Origin of the sequence: Pseudomonas sp. BN417, assembly GCF_029871205.1 — a bacterium.
In the GTDB taxonomy this organism is placed as follows: domain Bacteria; phylum Pseudomonadota; class Gammaproteobacteria; order Pseudomonadales; family Pseudomonadaceae; genus Metapseudomonas.
Genome location: NZ_SSOJ01000035.1, coordinates 1 through 16,794 on the forward strand (window position 1 = coordinate 1; position 16,794 = coordinate 16,794).

Consider the following 16,794-nt stretch of genomic DNA (forward strand, 5'->3'; position numbering starts at 1 on the left):
GGCGCGAGTCACCCCTCTACCTCTGGGGCGAAGAGGCACGCTTTCGGAAGCACCGCTTCCGGTGCCGATGAGCGACTGAGCGCGAAGCGATCAGGCCGGGGCGCAGGGCGGGGGCCGGGGGAGAGGGTTGCATCAGGCAAGAGCGAAGGTCTGAAAGGTCCGTGCTAGACGCTTCTATTCGGTTCTGCAACAGCTAACGCAGACATAGCCTTCTGAATCGCTTGCCTGTGGTCTACCCAGGCCAGGTCCGTGATTCGTCTCCTTTGCCGGAGCGCGAGTCTTCTACTCTTGCGCAAAGCATGTCCGTTGAGTCCGCAGCCGAAAGCAGAGGTTCGGGACCGTCTGCCTCCGACCTGGACCACCATCCTCCTGGCCCGGTGGCTCCAGTCAATTGACCGGAATCAGCGGGGGCTTTTTCACATCCTTCAGCAGGAACACCAGGAACTTGGCGGGCTTCTCCTTGCTGGCGTTGCGTCCAACCGTGTGCACGTCTTCCGGACCTTCATGGAAGCTCTCTCCGGGCATCAACGTGACCTCCTTGCCGCCGGCCACGCCCATGACGACGGAGCCCTCGAGTACGTAGATGAAGCCATGCGCGTCATGACGATGAACCGGATCGGCGCCACCGGGCGGATACTCCACCGTGATCATCAGCACTTCCTTGCCGGGGTACTCGGGAAGCGGTTTGACCATCACGGTCGCGACAACCGGGGGCGGCGGGGTGGCAGGCTTGTCCTGGGCCATGGCGACCCCGGCGCACAACAGGGAAAGCAGGGCGAAGAGATGATGGATTTGCATGTGGCTCTCCTCATCTGGAGTTCCGGGGATACGTCTGATTCCGTCGAATGGGATGTCGAGGGCTGGCAGGCGGCGAGCCGCGAAACGCGGTCACCCCCTGTCGGCGGGACACTTCACCGGCCTGCCCGTCAGCGCGGAGGGGCAGAGTTCTTGAGCCAGGTGTCGTAGTGGTTGGTTCCGATGAGCGGATTGGCGCCGGGGGTCAGCGTCCGATCGTCGATCGGTGCGCCAAAGTAGGTGGCCTGGGCGTCCGAAACCACCTCCCGCGGGTCGCCGTTGTGCTGAAGGTAGGCTTTGACGAACGCGGCGATCGGCTGCCGGTCAGGTCCAGCCACCTCTACCGTCTGGTTGCTGGGTGGTTGCTCGGCGATTTTCGCCAGTGCCGCCGCGACGTCGGCCGAGGCGATCGGCTGCAGTGCGGCCGCGGGCAGGCGAACGGTGTCGCCCTGGGTTCCGGAGTGCGCGATGGCGCCGATGAACTCGAAGAACTGCGTGGCCCGCAGGATGGAATAGGGAACTCCCGATGCCTTGATCAGCTTTTCCTGGGCCATCTTGGCCCGGAAGTAGCCACTTTCCAGCAGCCGCTCGGTGCCTACGACGGAGAGGGCGACGTGATGCCTGATCCCGGCGGCCTTTTCCGCCGCGGAGAGGTTACGTCCGGATTTCTCGAAGAAGTCCAGCACGGCGGCATCTTCGAACGACGGCGAGTTCGCGACGTCGACGACGACATCGGCACCTTCAAGCGCCTTCTCCAGGCCTTCACCGGTGACAGCGTTGACTCCCGATTTCGGCGAGGCCGCGAGGACATCATGTCCCTGTTGGCGCAGGTTCGCGCAGAGCTGGGTTCCGACCAGGCCGGTTCCCCCAATGACTACGATCTTCATGTGTGTGCCTCCCTAGGGATGGACGCCGCGGAGGACATCGGGCGGGATGGGAGAAGCGCCCGTCTGGGGAAGCAGGGCGCTCCCGGTTGCAGGGCGTCTTTGAGTGTAGCCCCCTGACGCAAGCTGCAAGCGCTGGAAAAGTGCCAGTGCAGTGATCCCGTGGGCTCAGTCCACAGGCTGACGAATGTCTGCGTTTGGAGGCATCACCTCCAGCGCTCGCTCCGGATTGAAGCCCAGGAAGGAAAGGCGGAGAGCCCGGGATCAGGTTCTCCGCCGGGGCTTGGGCTCAGGCGACCTCTGCGGCCTCGGTCGCGGTCGCGGTGTTGCGGCTGACGCGCAGGGCCACGATGGCGCCGACCACGGTCAGGCCGGCGAGGGAGTAGAGCGCAACATCGGTGGAACCGGTCTGGTCCTTGATCCAGCCGACGATGTAGGGGCTGAGGAAGCCGGCCATCTGGCCAATCGAGTTGATCAGTGCCAGGCCGCCAGCTGCCACGCTGGCGCTGAGGAAGGCGGTGGGCAGCGGCCAGAACATTGGCAGGCCGGTGAGGGCGCCCATGGTGGCGATGGTCAGGCCGAGAATGGCGATGGCCGGGGTGCCGGCGAAGTTGGCGGCGATGATCAGTCCGCCGGCGCCCATCAGCATCGGCACCACCAGGTGCCAGCGCCGCTCGTTGCGCAGGTCCGCCGAGCGGCCGACCAGCACCATGAACACACCCGCCAGCAGGTAGGGGATGGCGCTGATCCAGCCGATCACCAGGGCGTCGCTGAAGCCCAGGCCCTTGATGATGGAGGGCAGCCAGAAGTTGATGGCGTAGACCCCGGCCTGGATGCAGAAGTAGATGAACCCCAGCACCCAGATGAAGGGCAGGGTGAGAATGGCGCCGATGGAGGTTTTCTCCACTTGCGGCCGGGCGCGCTCATCAGCGGCAATCTCCGATGCGACCAGCTGGCGCTCCTGGGGCGACAGCCAGCGGGCATGACTGACCTTGTCGCACAGCAGCATGAAGGCCAGAAGGCCGAGCACCACAGTCGGCAGCCCCTGGATCAGGAACATCCACTGCCAGGCGGCGAGACCGCCCTGGCCAACGGCGAAATGGTTGAGGATCCAGCCGGAGAAGGGGCCGCCCAGCAGGCCGGAAACGGGAATGGCGGACATGAACAGCGCCATGATCCGGCCACGGCGATGGCTCGGATACCACTGCGAGAGGTAGAGCACGATGCCGGGGAAGAAGCCGGCCTCGGCGGCGCCGGTGAGCAGGCGCAGCGCGTAGAACTGGGTCGGGGTGGTGACGAACAGCAGGCAGGTGGAGAGGGTGCCCCAGGCGATCATCATCACGCCGATCCAGCGCCGTGGGCCGAAGCGAGTCAGCGCCAGGTTGCTGGGCAGGCCGCAGAGTACATAGCCGATGAAGAAGATGCCGGCGCCGAGGCCGTAGACCGTCTCGCTGAATTTCAGCGCGTCGAGCATCTGCAGCTTGGCGAAGCCGACGTTGACGCGGTCCAGGTAGTTGAACAGGTAGCAGATGAAGATGAAGGGAATCAGATGCAAGGTGATGCGGCGGTAGACGCTGTTGCCGTCCAGTGCACCGGCTTCGTGGGTCGAGGGATTCATGTCGATCGGTTCCTCAGGACTTGTTGTTTTTATGGGGGTTCGCAGGGGCGACAGCTTGGTTGAAGCGAGTTGGCGTGGTCATCGGGTATTTGCACGTCATTACCCGGCGAAAACTGTGCTTTTGCACAAAAAAGCCCCGGCGCCGTGCAGCGCGCCGGGACGGATGGTCAGATGGCCTTGCGCAGGCCACTTGCGTCATAGCGGGCGGCGGCGCCGAGCGCTTCTTCGATGCGGAGCAGGCGATTGTACTTGCCGACGCGATCGGAACGGCACAGCGAGCCGGTCTTGATCTGGCCGGCGAGGGTGGCCACGGCCAGGTCGGCGATGGTGGTGTCCTCGGTTTCGCCCGAGCGGTGCGAGATCACCGCGTTGTAACCGGCGGCCTGGGCCAGGCGGATGGCCTCGAGGGTCTCGCTCAGGGTGCCGATCTGGTTGAGCTTGATCAGCACCGAGTTGGCGATGCCGCGCTGGATGCCCTCGCGCAGGATGCGTGGATTGGTGACGAAGAGGTCGTCGCCGACCAGTTGCACGCGCTGACCCAGCTTGTGGGTGAGAGCGGCCCAGCCGTCCCAGTCGCTTTCGTCCATACCGTCTTCGATGGAAACGATGGGGTGGCGCTCGCAAAGTGCGGCCAGGTAGTCGCTGAAACCCTCGGCATCGAAGCGCTGGCCTTCGCCTTCCAGCACGTAGGCTCCTTGGTGATGGAACTCGGACGATGCGCAATCCAGCGCCAGGGTGATATCCCGGCCTGGCTCGTAGCCGGCGCGCAACACGGCTTCCTCGATCAATACCAGGGCTTCCTCGTTGGACGCCAGGGATGGGGCGAAGCCGCCTTCGTCGCCAACGGAGGTACTCAAACCACGCTCGCCGAGCACGGCCTTGAGCGTGTGGAACACCTCGGCGCCCATGCGCAGCGCTTCGCGAAAGCTGCCGGCCGAGACGGGCTGGATCATGAACTCCTGGATATCGACGTTATTATCGGCATGCTCGCCGCCGTTGAGGATGTTCATCATCGGCACCGGCATGCTGAAGCGGCCGGGGTTGCCGTGGAGCGCAGCCAGGTGCTGGTAGAGCGGAACGCCCCGGGAGCGGGCCGCCGCCTTGGCGGTGGCGAGGGAGACGGCGAGGAGCGCATTGGCGCCGAGGCGGCTTTTGCTCTCGGTGCCGTCCAGATCGATCATCGCCGCGTCGACCTGATGCTGGTCCCGCGCATCGAGGCCGAGCAGGCGCCGGCCGATCTCGCCGTTGACGTTGGCCACCGCCTGCAGCACGCCCTTGCCCCCGTAGCGCTGCCCGCCATCACGGAGTTCGAGGGCTTCCCGCGAGCCGGTGGAGGCTCCGGACGGCACGCTGGCGGTGCCCTGGCTGCCGTCCTCGAGCCTGACCTCGGCTTCGACCGTGGGGTTGCCACGGGAGTCGAGGATTTCGCGGGCGGTAACCTGCTGGATTGCTGAGGTCCGGGTCATGGCGCTTCACCTTGTTCTGCTTGTTGGTGGTTGGGGGGAGGGGCGAGCAGCTCCTGCTGCTCGGCGCGACTGGCGCGGACGTCGAAGTCGCGGGGCCAGGCCGCGTGGGGTAGGGTTTCGTGCTCGTCGTGCGGGTGCATCGCTGGGCTCCGGAGTCAGAGGATGGGTTGGCCGACCTGCAGCAGCTTCATGCCATTGGTGCCGCCGGAGGCGCTGTAGCTGTCGCCCTTGGTCAGCACCAGCCAGTCGCCCGCGCCGAGCAGGCCGCGCTCCACCAGGGCTTCCACGGCGGCGCGGCTGACGCCATTGGGTGCGTGGGCGGACGGGTCGAAGGGCACCGGATACACCCCGCGCAGGAGGCAGGTGCGGGCCTGGGTGGACGCGTGGGGCGAGAGGGCGAAGATGGGCACGGCGGAGCGGATGCGTGACATCACCAGCGGCGTGTAGCCACTTTCAGTGAGGGCGATGATGGCTTTCACATCCTGGAAGTGGTTGGCGGCGTACATGGCTGCCAGGGCGATGCTCTCGTCGCAGCGAACGAAGCGGTTGCCCAGGCGGTGGCCGGACTTTTCGCTGATGGGGTGTTTCTCGGCACCGACGCAGATGCGCGCCATGGCCTCGACGGCCTGAACCGGGTAGCTGCCCGCCGCGCTTTCGGCCGAGAGCATCACGGCATCGGCGCAGTCCAGCACCGCGTTGGCGACATCCGACACCTCCGCGCGGGTCGGCATGGGGCTGTCGATCATGGATTCCATCATCTGGGTGGCGACTATCACCGCCTTGTCGTGCTGGCGCGCGTGAAGAATGATCTTCTTCTGGATGCCCACCAGCTCGGCGTCGCCGATCTCCACGCCGAGGTCGCCACGGGCGACCATCACGCCATCGCAGGCCTCGATCAGCCGATCCAGGGTTTCGTCGCAGGCCACGGCTTCGGCACGCTCGATCTTGGCGATCAGCCAGGCGTCGCTGCCGGCCTCGTCGCGTAGTCGTCGGGCGTACTCCATGTCGGCCGCATCGCGGGGGAAGGATACCGCCAGGTAGTCGAGGTTCATGGCGGCGGCGAGGCGGATGTCGGCCTTGTCCTTGTCGGTCAGCGCGGGAGCGGTCAGGCCGCCGCCGCGGCGGTTGATGCCCTTGTGGTCGGACAGCGGCCCGCCCACCAGCACGTGGCAATGCAGGGCGTCGGCGGATTTCGCCTCCACCAGCATCACCACGCGGCCATCGTCCAGCAGCAGCTCGTCGCCCACCTGGCAGTCGCCTAGCAGTTCGGGGTAGTCGATGCCCACCACCTCCTGGTTGCCGTCCGCCAGCGGGTGGCTGACCGACAGGCTGAAGCGGTCGCCTACGGCCAGTTGGATGCGTTTGCCGCTGAACTTGGCAATGCGGATCTTCGGCCCCTGCAGATCGCCCAGCAGGGCGACATGGCGGCCGTGGCGGGCGGCGGTCTCGCGAATCAGCTGCGCACGGGCGATGTGCTCTTCCGGCGAGCCGTGGGAGAAGTTGAGCCGGGCGACATCCATCCCGGCGAGAATCATCCGCTCTATCACTTCCGGGCTGCTGCTGGCGGGGCCTATGGTGGCGACGATCTTGGTTCGGCGTTTGCGCATGACGACTTCCTGTTGGCGGTCCGGGTGGTGGGTCCCCAGGGAGTCTATGGCGCCGACATGGAGGATCATTTGGGCGGAATGACAACGCTCAGGAAGACTTGTTGTATGTTTGAACAAGTCCGTCACCTGGATCCGCCCGCATGTTCGAACTCACCCACCAGCTCGCCCAGGACATCGTCGACCGCACGATGGCGATCCTGCCGTACAACGTGAACGTCATGGACAGCCAGGGGCTGATCCTCGGCAGCGGCGAGAAGAATCGCATCAATACCCGCCACGAAGGCGCCCAACTGGTGCTGGCCAACCGGCGCATCGTCGAGATCGACGAGCAGGCTGCGCGCAACCTCAAGGGGGTGCAGCCGGGCATCAACCTGCCGCTGATGCACGACGACGAACTGATCGGCGTGCTCGGCATCTCGGGCGAGCCGCAAACCCTGCGCACCTACGCCGAACTTGTGCGAATGACCGCCGAGATGCTGGTGGACCAGAGCCACATGCAGGCCGAGCGGCGGTGGCGCAAGCAGCGCAGCGACGACTTGCTGGCGGTGTTGCTCGGGGAGACCGGCGGCTCCCAGCGGTTGATCGACGAAGCCCAGCAGTTGGGCCTGAAGCCCAATCTGGGACGCACGCCCTACCTGATCGACATAGGCGAAGGCCCCTCCGCGGCGACCCTGGCCGAGTGGCTGGGCGCGCGCTATGCGGACAGCTGGTGCATCATGCCGTCGTCCCACACCGTGCTCTGGTGCTGCCCGTCGAACCCGGGCATCGACCCGCTGCGGCTGATCGAACGGCTGAAAAACCATGGCTGGAAGGTGGCGCGGATCGCCTCGGGGGTGCCCGCCGACGATGTCCACGGCTTGCGCCGGGGCTGCCACCGGGTCGCCGAGCTGCTGGCCTATGGGCAAGCGGTGAAGCCGGACCGCCAGCACCTTTCCCTGGCCCGCTGCCGCCTGCACACCCTGCTCTGGACGCACCGCGAGGAAGATGCAATCGGCGAACTCCTGGCGCCGCTGCTGGAGATCCAGTCCCGCGACAGCAACGGCCAGCTGATGCGCACGCTGCGCAGCTGGTGCGAGCATGACGGCCAGCCCCAGGCCTGCGCCGACGCCTTGGGCATCCACCGCAACAGCCTGCGTTACCGCATGGAGCGGATCGCCGAGCTGAGCGGCAAGGACGTGACCCGGCTGAACGACCTCGTGGAGCTCTATCTCGGCGTACAGCTGCTGGCCGTTGATGCCGACGCCTGAGCTTTGTCAGGATGCACAGTGCCTGCGACGTCGCCTTGTTCATTTGAACAAGGCGACGCGCTGGGTGGCATGACAGCATGGAGTCTCGCCGGAGTTGGAGTGATCCATGAAAATCGTCATAGCCCCCGATTCGTTCAAGGACAGCCTGAGCGCTGCCGAAGTGGCCAGCGCCATCGAACTGGGCCTGCAAGAAGTGTTTCCCGAAGCCGAGCTGGTCAAGTGCCCGATGGCCGACGGTGGAGAAGGTACGGTCGATGCCATCCTCTCGGCGCTGGCCGGCGAGCGTCGCAGCAGCCGGGTCTCTGGGCCGCTGGGCGAGCCCGTGGATGCACGCTGGGGCTGGCTGCCGGAATCCCGCACGGCGATCATTGAAATGGCCGAAGCCAGCGGCCTGCAACTGGTCGCCCTGGATCGCCGCGATGCCTGCGTCAGCTCCACCCTGGGCACCGGCGAGCTGATCCGCGAGGCACTGGAGCTTGGCGTGCGTAAAGTCATCCTTACCGTCGGCGGCAGTGCGACCAACGATGGCGGCGCAGGCATGCTGAAGGCTCTCGGTGCACGCATGCTCGATGCGGCCGGTGCGGAGCTGCCGCCCGGCGGCCTGCCGCTGGCCGGCCTGGCACGGATCGATATCGATGACCTGGACCCGCGCCTGGCCGATGTGCAATTCGAGCTCGCCGCCGATGTCGACAACCCGCTCTGCGGGCCCCATGGGGCGTCCAATACCTTCGGCCGGCAGAAGGGCGCCAGCGAAGAACAGGTGCTGCTGCTGGACGCGGCCCTCGGCCATTTCGCCAACCTGTGCCAGGAGTTGCTGGGCGAAGATCACCGAGACTTCCCCGGCAGTGGCGCGGCGGGTGGCATCGGCTTCGCGGCGCGGGCCTTCCTCAAGGCCGGCTTCCGCCCCGGTATCGAGATGGTGGCGGAGCTGACCGGGCTCGCGCGCCATACGCAGGGTGCGGACCTGGTGATCACCGGGGAAGGGCGCTTCGATGCCCAGACCCTGCGCGGCAAGACGCCCCTGGGTGTCGCCCGCATCGCCCGGCAGCAACAGGTGCCGGTGATCGTACTGGCCGGCACCCTCGGCGAGGGTTATGCGGACATCTACGAGCAGGGCATAGAGGCCGCCTTCTCCCTGGCCTCCGGCCCCATGACCCTGGAACAGGCCTGCCGCCAGGCACCGACCCTGTTGCGCGAGCGCGCCCGCGACATCGCGCGGGTGCTCAGGCTGGCCGGGCGAGGGTAAACGTAGGGCTGGTGCGTGGTACCCGGTCACGGGGGGCACCGGCTGACGCGCTCGGACCGGACATGTAGGAGCGAGCTCAGCCCGCCCGGCGGCTCATCAACCGCCGGTATTGCCGCGCGCGGTGCAGGGTCTTCCATTGCTCCTGCAGCAGTGCCCGCAGTGGCGAAGCATTAGGGTCGGGCTGGCTGCCGTGTGCCAGGCGGAGCATCTGGAACTTCACCAGGGACATGTAGGCCAGCGCGGCCAGGGCCTTGCGCTTCCAGCGGATCGGCGGCAGCTCGGCGCTGGCGTGGGCCTGGCCCGCTTGCCAGAGGCCCGGCAGCGTCGGGTCGACCGCCAGGGCGGTGGCGATGCCGGCCATGGCCACGCCGCTGGCCAGCACCTGTTCCACTACCGGCAGGCGGCGGATGCCGCCGGTGACCATCACCGGCATGGGCGCGATGGCGGCGATCTCCCGGGCGAACTCGAGGAAGTAGGCCTCGCGGGCCAGGGTGCGGCCATCACGGGCATCGCCCTGCATGGCGGGCGCCTCGTAGCTGCCGCCGGAAAGCTCGACCAGGTCCACCGACAGTTCGCTGAGCCAGAGCACCACCTGGCGCGCGTCGCTCGGTTCGAAGCCACCGCGCTGGAAGTCCGCCGAATTCAGCTTCACCGCCACGCAGAAGCCGGGCGACACCTGGGCGCGCACCGCCTTCACCACTTCCAGCAGCAGGCGCGCGCGGTTCTCCAGGGAGCCACCCCAACGGTCCTCGCGACGGTTGCTCAGGGGCGAGAGGAACTGGCTCAGCAGGTAGCCGTGGGCGGCATGCACCTGCACTCCGCTGAAGCCGGCCTGTTCGGCCAGCGCCGCGGTGCGGGCGAAGCGCTGGATCAGCGCGGCGATCTCCGCCTCGTCCAGCGCCTTGGGTACCGGGAACAGTTTCGACAGCCCGCCCATGTCCAGCGCCACGGCGGAAGGGGCCACGGTGGACTGGCCGAGGTTGGCCTGCATCTGCCGGCCGGGGTGGTTGATCTGCATCCAGAACTGCGCCCCCTGCGCCCGGCCGATGCGCGCCCACTCGCGGAAGCGCTCAAGCCGCTGTCCTTCCTCCAGCACGACGCCGCCGGGGCCAGTCATGGCGCGGGCGTCCACCATCACGTTGCCGGTCAGCAGCAGCCCGGAGCCACCTTCGGCCCAGGCCCGGTAGAGGCGCAGCAGTTGGTCCGATGGGGTCTGGTCCTGATTGGCGAGGTTCTCCTCCATCGCCGCCTTGGCGATGCGGTTGGGGATGACGGCGCCATTGGGCAATTGCAAGGGCTGGAAGGGCGACATGGGGCTCTCCGGATGGTTGGGCGCCGTGCGTCGGCTTGTGGCTATCCGGGCGACGGCGGGGCTGTGTCGCGGCAAAGCCTAAGGTTAAAGTCAGCTTCAAGGTCAATAGGGGAGCCCCAATTAAATGAAGATCGGCGAACTCGCCCGGCGCAGCGGCCTGGCCGCCTCGCGCATCCGCTTCTACGAAGCCAGCGGCCTGATCAGCGCCCAGCGCCTGGGCAATGGCTATCGCGACTATCCCGAGCAGACGCTGCACGCCCTGGAGATCATCGCCTGTGGCCAACAGGCCGGGTTCAGCCTCGAGGAAATGCGCAACCTCATACCCGATCCGGCCCGGCGTACCGATAACCACGATCTGCTGCTGGAAAGCCTCCAGCGCAAGGTCACTGAGATCGACGCCATGCAGCAGCGCCTGGCACAGAGCCGCGCGCGGCTGCTGGAAATCATCGCCGGTATCGAAGGCAAACCCGAAGGCATGGGCTGCGAGGAGAACGCCCAGCGCATGCTGGCCGGGTGGCGGGAGCAGGGAGGGAAGGGCGCCACCGGAAAGGGCTCCAGACCCTGATCGGGACCTCGACACCTGGCTTGTCGTAGGGTGCGCTGTGCGCACCGATTGCGGGATCGGTCATTGCACGCGACGCTCAGCCGCTGGTGCGCACGGCGCACCCTACCGGCCGGCTACGGCGCATCGAGAAAACCGTCGATCATCGGCGCCAGCCAACGGGTGCGCGCCGTCACCTGCATGTGATCGGTGCCGGGGAGCACGGCGAGCTGTGCGTGCGGAAGGAGCCGGAACATCTCCACGGCATGTTCGGGCCGGATGACGTCGGCGTCGCCGACTACCACGAGGGTCGGCGCGGCGACGCTGCGGATTGCATCGGCCGGGATGTCCTTGAAGTCGCGCACGCGCCGGGCCGCCTTGTCATGCATCATCCGCAGGTTCTCGGGCTGGGGCGCGACCTTGAGGTATTCCTGCTGCAGTTCCGGCGGCATGTTCTCCAGCTTGGCCTTGTCCATCGCGTCCCAGAGCCATGGATAAGCACCATCGCGTTTGACGAGGGCCGACGCCAGCACCAGCTTGCGTACGATATTCGGATGCCTGATCGCCACCTGCAACGCGATGGTGCCGCCGTTGCTGAACCCGAAGAGATCCGCTTTCTCGATGTGCAGATACTCCAGCAGCGCCGCCGTGTCGTCCGCGGACTGCTCGAAGCTGAACGGCCGATCGGCGATATCCGCCGTGTGTCCATAGCCCTGCTGCTCGAAGGCGATGACCTGGCGCCCATCCGCCAGCGCCGGCAAGATGCGGCCGAAAGACGTCTGGATGGTGTCGCCGCCGCCATGCAGCAGTACGAGCGGCGGTTGCGTGGGGTTGGCGACGCCGTGAATCTCGAAATAGAGGCGCAGGCCGTTGACGGGCGCGTAGCCAGTCCGGACGGCTTGTTCGTTCTGATTCATGTCTGGTTCCTCAGAGGTTTGTGCCGCCGTTTGCGTGACGATGCCCGATGTGAGGAGCAACGCCGCTGCGGCCAACGGCAGAAGAAGTGCGACGACGCGCCTGTTCATGATTCGAGTGACCTTTTCCATGAGATCCGGGTAGCGGGCGACGCCTCTGGTTGATCTTGACCGGCAAGGTGTCCGCCAGTTTGCCAACGGCCGACAATTTGCTGCCTCGTTGGGGCTGACACCACGGCAACACAGCTCTGGTGGCAAGGATCGACTCTTGGGCATCAGCAAACGTGGCGACGCCTATCTGCGCACCCTGCTGGTTCACGGCGCACGCGCTGCGCTACGCACGGCCAAGTCCAAAGACGATCGACTGAGCCAGTGGGTCGTCCGTTTAGCGGAGCGCGCTCATCCCCATGTGGCCGCTATCGCATTGGCGAACAAAACGGCGCGCCTGGCGTGGGCCATGCTGCGGTATGACACGGATTACCACCCCGGGCGAGCAGCGGCCTGACCCATTCATCCCCGGAGAAACCGCCCCACACCACGATTGCGATGCAACCCGAGCGATGGCAAACCGGTCGAACCGGCGCCGGCAAAACCCTCAAATGTCCTGGTGCGACCAGCACGGAAAAGCGAATGGGAGCCGGCGCGCGATTAGCCCATCATGGCCCCGCATCGAAACGATGCCGTAGTCCGAGGCCGAATATACGTGCGCAGTCGGCGCGGGCGCCAAAGCGAAGGGGGCTTGCAATGAGGGGGAGTCCATATACGGACATCTCTCACGCTGGAGCATCTAGTCGTTATCGAAGACTCGGCAACAAGTTCGAAGTGGCACAGGCCTCAGGCCATGTGCTCCGCTCGGTCAGCATTATCGGGTTCCGTCTCGGAGGTTTTCTGCACTGATTCAGCGACCCTGAAACTCAGCCGGACACTGGTGCCCTCCTTTTCCCGGCTGGTCAGACTGACTCTGCCACCGAATCGCTCCATGATCTGCTTCACCATGATCAAACCGATGCCCAATCCGCCCTGCTTGGTGGTGTAGAAGGACTTGAAGGCCATCATTTCCTGCTGCCGGGACATGCCTTTGCCCGAGTCGCTGATAATCAGATCCAACCATTGGCCGTTCAGATCCGGGAAGGCTTGGATTGAGAGCTGGCCACCTCCAGGCATGGCTTCGATGGCATTGGCAATCACGCTGTTCAGCACTTGCGACAGCAACAGCTTGTGGCTGGTGACCAGCGGACTGGCCTGATCGACCAGTGAGACGTGGATTTTGGATTTTGTGAGTTGCTGATCGAAGTTGCCCAAGGTCGCCCGCACGATTTCCATCGGCTCGACTTCCTCGGATTCGCCATGGAGCGGACGCAGGCACAGCAGCAGGTCCCGGACCCAGGTCGAGAGTCGGTCCACCTGGCTGATGATGTCAGTGATGCACTTCTGCAGATGGGGACCATCCATTTCCTGCGCCAGTTCGGCACTGGAACGGATCGAGGCCAGCGGATTGCGCAGGCTGTGGGCAACGGCGCTGGACATTTCTCCCAGGCCTACGTAGATCTTGTTGGCAACCAGTTGGTTCTGTTGGGAGGCCAACAGGTTGGATGCCCGCCTCACGAGCCAGAACAGTGCCAGGTAGATCAGCAGCCCGCCCAGTGCCGTCGCGGTCCAGATCAGGCGGTTGCCGCGATTGACGCGTTCGAGGAGATCCACCGGTTCCTTGTAGATCTCAACCACGGCCAGGACCTTTCCCTGATCGTCGATCAGCGGAATGTAGTTTTCGATGAAGAACATCTTGGGCGCACGAAGAAACTTCTGCTCGACCCGACCTTCTTCCACTTCGTTGTATTTGGCCGATACTCGCCCGCCGGACTCGAAGGCCTCTTCCAGGGCCTCGTCCGCGGCAATGTGTTGGCCGATCAGTTCGGGATTGGTTGACCAGGTAACCGTCCGGTCCGGCGCGTAGATGGTGGCCAGGAGTGAGTCTGGCAGGTGCGACAGGTGATCGAGGAACTCCGAGCGGGCGCGTTCGCGGTTCTTCCGCGCCTCGTCCGTGAACATCCAATACTGCTCCGGGATCAGGACATTACCCATTTGTATACCCTCCAGCCCATGGTGGCGAGTCTCGCCTTTTGCCAGGGTCTGGATGAACTGCGCGGATAGCATGGCGTCTCGCTCCAGGCTCTCGCTGACCAGGAAGTGAGTGGAAATGGAGCCAATGGCCAGTGCCACGGATGCGATGATTGCCAGACTGATCAGCGAGAACCAGCGCAGCAAGTTAAATGGCTGCGTGGGCGCAATCTCGCTTGCCTCTGCCGTCTCCCTGTAGCTTCCCCCGAATGCTGCAGCGTTCATGTGCGTCCTCCCCTGTGGCTTTCGGACTTATAGCAGCGCCTTTCCAGGTTGACGGCGGCCTCTGCCTACCGGTCAAAAAACGTGACTGGTCGGAAGCTCGACGCCCAGAGGCGTTCACGAATCAACATTGGCGGAGCAGGTGGCGACAGGCACTTGCCCTACAGCCACCTGCGCACGCGCGTGCGATAGGCGGCAAAGTCCTCACCGAACAGGCTCGCCAGGGCCGCCTCTTCCGGAGCAGGTCTATGGCTATTGGGGGGCGTGGCGCTCATGGGCCAGCACCGGAGGAGGGCCGCTATCCGACCCGAAACGGAGGTGAAGGAGTAATGACTCTGTGCCTTTTTTCCCAAAGGAGGCCGCCGAAGCTTCGCGAGTCATCGCGGATGGGGAAGGTGCTACGACGGCCAGGGACCCTTCTCCGCGGGGCCTTACTGAAATTCTAGTTCGCAAGGTGGTCGGTCGGCGTTCCGCGAACGAAGCGAACTGATGGGGAGCGCGGGTTCAACCGCATTCTGCGGGAGGGGGCGGAAATTTCTGGTGCCTGGGGATCCTGGTACTAGGGTTACCAGACCGCCGTTCGCGAATGCGTCTCGTGTTGGCGTAGCAGGCCCACGCAATACCTGATTGCCGTACGCCTTCTCGCGCAAGCGTCGATGGTCATCCGTCCGATCACGCGGAGCGAAGGCGTCGCCTTTGGCGAATGAATTGGCTACGCCTCCTTTGTAGGAGCGAGCTTGCTCGCGAAATGAGCCCCTTCGCCAGCAAGCTGGCTCCTGCAAGAGTTAGAGCCAATGAGCGCCGGGTCAACATGGGCCGCAATGAAGCGCGAATGCGCCGGAAGTGATCCGGCGCGCCTTTGCCAGTTTGCTCGGGCGCGCCGTGACCGAGCGGGATTGAAGCTGGTACAGCCTCAATCCCGCCACTTCCATTTTCAGCCGCGCTGCAAGGGTGGGGTTCGCGGCGGGATCAGGCGCTTCGTCCCGGTCGACTCGAACGCCGACGCCAAGCGAAGCAAGGCCGAGTCATCATAGGCGCGACCAGCGAATGTCAGCCCTGCGGGCATGCCGATGTCCGGCATGACGCCCATCGGCACGGTTACCGTGGGGACGCCCAGGTGGCGGATCGCGAGGTTGCCGTTGGCGACCCAGATTCCGTTACTCCAGGCGATATCCGCAGACTCCGGATTCACATCCGCGTCCGCCGGCCCCACGTCGGCCACTGTCGGGAAGATCACTGCATCGAGCCCCAGGCGCTCCATCCAGTCTTCGAGGTCGATGCGACGTGTCTGTTCGAGCCCGCGCAGCCCGTCAGGCAGCGTGGGGATCTGATCCCACGGGGTGATGCCGCGCTCGGCCATCCGCACGTACTCGTCCATACCGGCGACCAGGTCGCCTTCGCGATTCGGCAGGGTGCCCGGGTCGTGGGGGAAGATCTGCGGTCCGTCCACATCGACCAGACGGTTCAGCTTCGGATCGCCGTTGGCGCGCAGGAAGTCATCGAACGCCCAGGCCGACAGGTCCCACAACTCGTGATGCAGGAACTCCTTGGACACCAGGCCACGAGTGAACACCGTCGGCGCCCCGGGACGATCGCCCTCGCAATTCGAGACCAGTGGGAAGTCGACCTCGACCACTTCGGCACCGGCGTCTTCGAGCGCCTTTCGAGCCTCTTCCCAGAGCGCGATCACGGAGGGCCGGGTGTTGATTCGCTGGCCGGTCGGACCACCGATGCCGGGCGCTTCGCTGGTGCCCGCTTCGGGGTCCGCGTTGATGTACATACGGGGAACGCCGAGGCGCTTTCCGGCGAGTGCGTCGGTTTTCGCGGCGAGCTCCTGATAGGAGGCGGGACGAACCGAGGCGACACTCGGAATGGGCACCCAGGGCTGCAGCCGCCACAGGTCTCCCCGTGTGTCGGGATCATCCGCCACCACCACGTCCAGCACCTCGAGGAGGTCTGCCATTGTCCTGGCATAGGGCACGACGACGTCCATGGTCGGAGTCAGTGGCCAGTTCCCGCGCACCGAGATCACCCCGCGGGAAGGGGTGTAGGCGCACAGGCCATTGTTCGATGCAGGCCCGCGTCCGCTCGACCAGGTTTCTTCAGCGAGGCCGAATGCCGCGTAGCTGGCTGCCGTTGCCGTACCTGCACCGTTCGACGACCCCGATGCGAAGGGGGCGGTGAGATAGCCAGCGTTGTACGGGCTCTCGGCGCGTCCATAGACCCCACGCTGCATGCCGCCGTTCGCCATGGGCGGCATATTGGTCTTGCCCAGGCAGATCGCCCCGGCGGCGCGAAGTCGTTCGATGGTGAACGCATCGCGATAGGCAACCAGGTTCGCGAACGCGGGGCTACCGGAGGCCGCAGTGAGCCCCTTGACCAGATAACTGTCCTTGGCCGTGTAGGGGATGCCATCGAGCGGGCCAAGGGTTTCGCCCCGGGCCCGACGGGCATCGGACGCCTGCGCTTCCTTGAGAACATCGGGGTTGCGAACCACTACCGCGTTGAGGGCGGTGGGCGTGTCGGGTCCGTCGTAGGCATCGATCCGGGCGAGATAGGCCTGGACAAGCTCGACCGCAGTCACTCGGCCAGACTCGAGCGCAGCGCGCAGTTCGGCTATGGAAACCTCGGTTACCTCGATCATGCTGTCACCGCCGGTTGCTGGTGGGTTAGGCAGTGGATGTCTCCATCACACGGCACCTTGGGCTCGGCTCTCATATTGCTCCTCGTTTCACTGCATCATGCGACTGGTTCAGGACTTGCTGCCTGGGCTGGCGAAGTCGCTGGGCGTTCCATTTGGCTATGTCTGTGTCAGGCGTTGCCA

At 65.3% G+C, this 16,794-nt stretch carries 12 protein-coding genes and 1 pseudogene; 4 read left to right on the top strand and 9 right to left on the bottom strand.

Translation table 11 applies throughout. The annotated features are described in order from the left end of the window. Nucleotides 1-387: 387 nt before the first annotated feature. From E8F11_RS02605 to pyk, 5 genes are all read right to left on the bottom strand, one after another. A complete protein-coding gene (locus E8F11_RS02605) occupies nucleotides 388-798 on the bottom strand; it encodes a cupin domain-containing protein (protein WP_280287242.1) in 411 nt (136 codons plus the stop codon). A gap of 128 nt (nucleotides 799-926) precedes the next feature. Beyond that, the gene (locus E8F11_RS02610) at nucleotides 927-1,682 is read right to left on the bottom strand and encodes an SDR family oxidoreductase (RefSeq protein WP_280287243.1); all 756 of its coding nucleotides are present in this window, start codon (nucleotides 1,680-1,682) and stop codon (nucleotides 927-929) included. A gap of 286 nt (nucleotides 1,683-1,968) precedes the next feature. Further along, nucleotides 1,969-3,297 carry an MFS transporter gene (locus E8F11_RS02615; protein WP_280287244.1) on the bottom strand — a complete coding sequence of 443 codons (1,329 nt, stop codon included), beginning with the start codon at nucleotides 3,295-3,297 and terminating at the stop codon, nucleotides 1,969-1,971. A gap of 167 nt (nucleotides 3,298-3,464) precedes the next feature. Next, on the bottom strand, nucleotides 3,465-4,763 hold the full coding sequence (eno, locus tag E8F11_RS02620) for a phosphopyruvate hydratase (protein WP_280287245.1): 1,299 nt from the start codon (nucleotides 4,761-4,763) through the stop codon (nucleotides 3,465-3,467). A gap of 155 nt (nucleotides 4,764-4,918) precedes the next feature. Further along, the gene (gene pyk, locus E8F11_RS02625; RefSeq protein WP_280287247.1) at nucleotides 4,919-6,370 is read right to left on the bottom strand and encodes a pyruvate kinase; all 1,452 of its coding nucleotides are present in this window, start codon (nucleotides 6,368-6,370) and stop codon (nucleotides 4,919-4,921) included. Between the two features lie 140 nt (nucleotides 6,371-6,510). Here pyk and E8F11_RS02630 point away from each other — a divergent pair, with 140 nt between their 5' ends. Together E8F11_RS02630 and E8F11_RS02635 are read left to right on the top strand one after the other, a co-directional pair. Next, nucleotides 6,511-7,617, top strand: a complete 1,107-nt coding sequence (locus E8F11_RS02630) for a sugar diacid recognition domain-containing protein (RefSeq protein WP_280287248.1) — start codon at nucleotides 6,511-6,513, stop codon at nucleotides 7,615-7,617. A 106-nt stretch (nucleotides 7,618-7,723) separates the two neighbouring features. Continuing rightward, nucleotides 7,724-8,863: a glycerate kinase gene (locus tag E8F11_RS02635; protein WP_280287249.1), complete on the top strand. Its 1,140-nt coding sequence runs from the start codon at nucleotides 7,724-7,726 to the stop codon at nucleotides 8,861-8,863. A gap of 76 nt (nucleotides 8,864-8,939) precedes the next feature. Here E8F11_RS02635 and E8F11_RS02640 read toward each other — a convergent pair whose 3' ends face one another. Next, on the bottom strand, nucleotides 8,940-10,175 hold the full coding sequence (locus E8F11_RS02640) for an NADH:flavin oxidoreductase/NADH oxidase family protein (RefSeq protein ID WP_280287250.1): 1,236 nt from the start codon (nucleotides 10,173-10,175) through the stop codon (nucleotides 8,940-8,942). Between the two features lie 124 nt (nucleotides 10,176-10,299). Between E8F11_RS02640 and E8F11_RS02645 the strand changes: the two genes are divergently transcribed. Next, nucleotides 10,300-10,740, top strand: a complete 441-nt coding sequence (locus E8F11_RS02645) for a MerR family transcriptional regulator (RefSeq protein WP_280287251.1) — start codon at nucleotides 10,300-10,302, stop codon at nucleotides 10,738-10,740. Nucleotides 10,741-10,853: 113 nt separating this feature from the next. Here the strand turns inward: E8F11_RS02645 and E8F11_RS02650 are convergent, their stop codons facing one another. Then, nucleotides 10,854-11,633 carry an alpha/beta hydrolase gene (locus tag E8F11_RS02650; RefSeq protein WP_280287252.1) on the bottom strand — a complete coding sequence of 260 codons (780 nt, stop codon included), beginning with the start codon at nucleotides 11,631-11,633 and terminating at the stop codon, nucleotides 10,854-10,856. 181 nt (nucleotides 11,634-11,814) lie between these two features. Here E8F11_RS02650 and E8F11_RS02655 point away from each other — a divergent pair. Next, nucleotides 11,815-12,135, top strand: a pseudogene (locus E8F11_RS02655) (transposase); the annotation flags it as partial. 329 nt (nucleotides 12,136-12,464) lie between these two features. Here the strand turns inward: E8F11_RS02655 and E8F11_RS02660 are convergent. Then, nucleotides 12,465-13,973, bottom strand: a complete 1,509-nt coding sequence (locus E8F11_RS02660) for a HAMP domain-containing sensor histidine kinase (protein WP_280287253.1) — start codon at nucleotides 13,971-13,973, stop codon at nucleotides 12,465-12,467. Between the two features lie 931 nt (nucleotides 13,974-14,904). Beyond that, nucleotides 14,905-16,614: an amidase gene (locus tag E8F11_RS02665; RefSeq protein ID WP_280287254.1), complete on the bottom strand. Its 1,710-nt coding sequence runs from the start codon at nucleotides 16,612-16,614 to the stop codon at nucleotides 14,905-14,907. Between the last annotated feature and the right edge of the window lie 180 nt (nucleotides 16,615-16,794).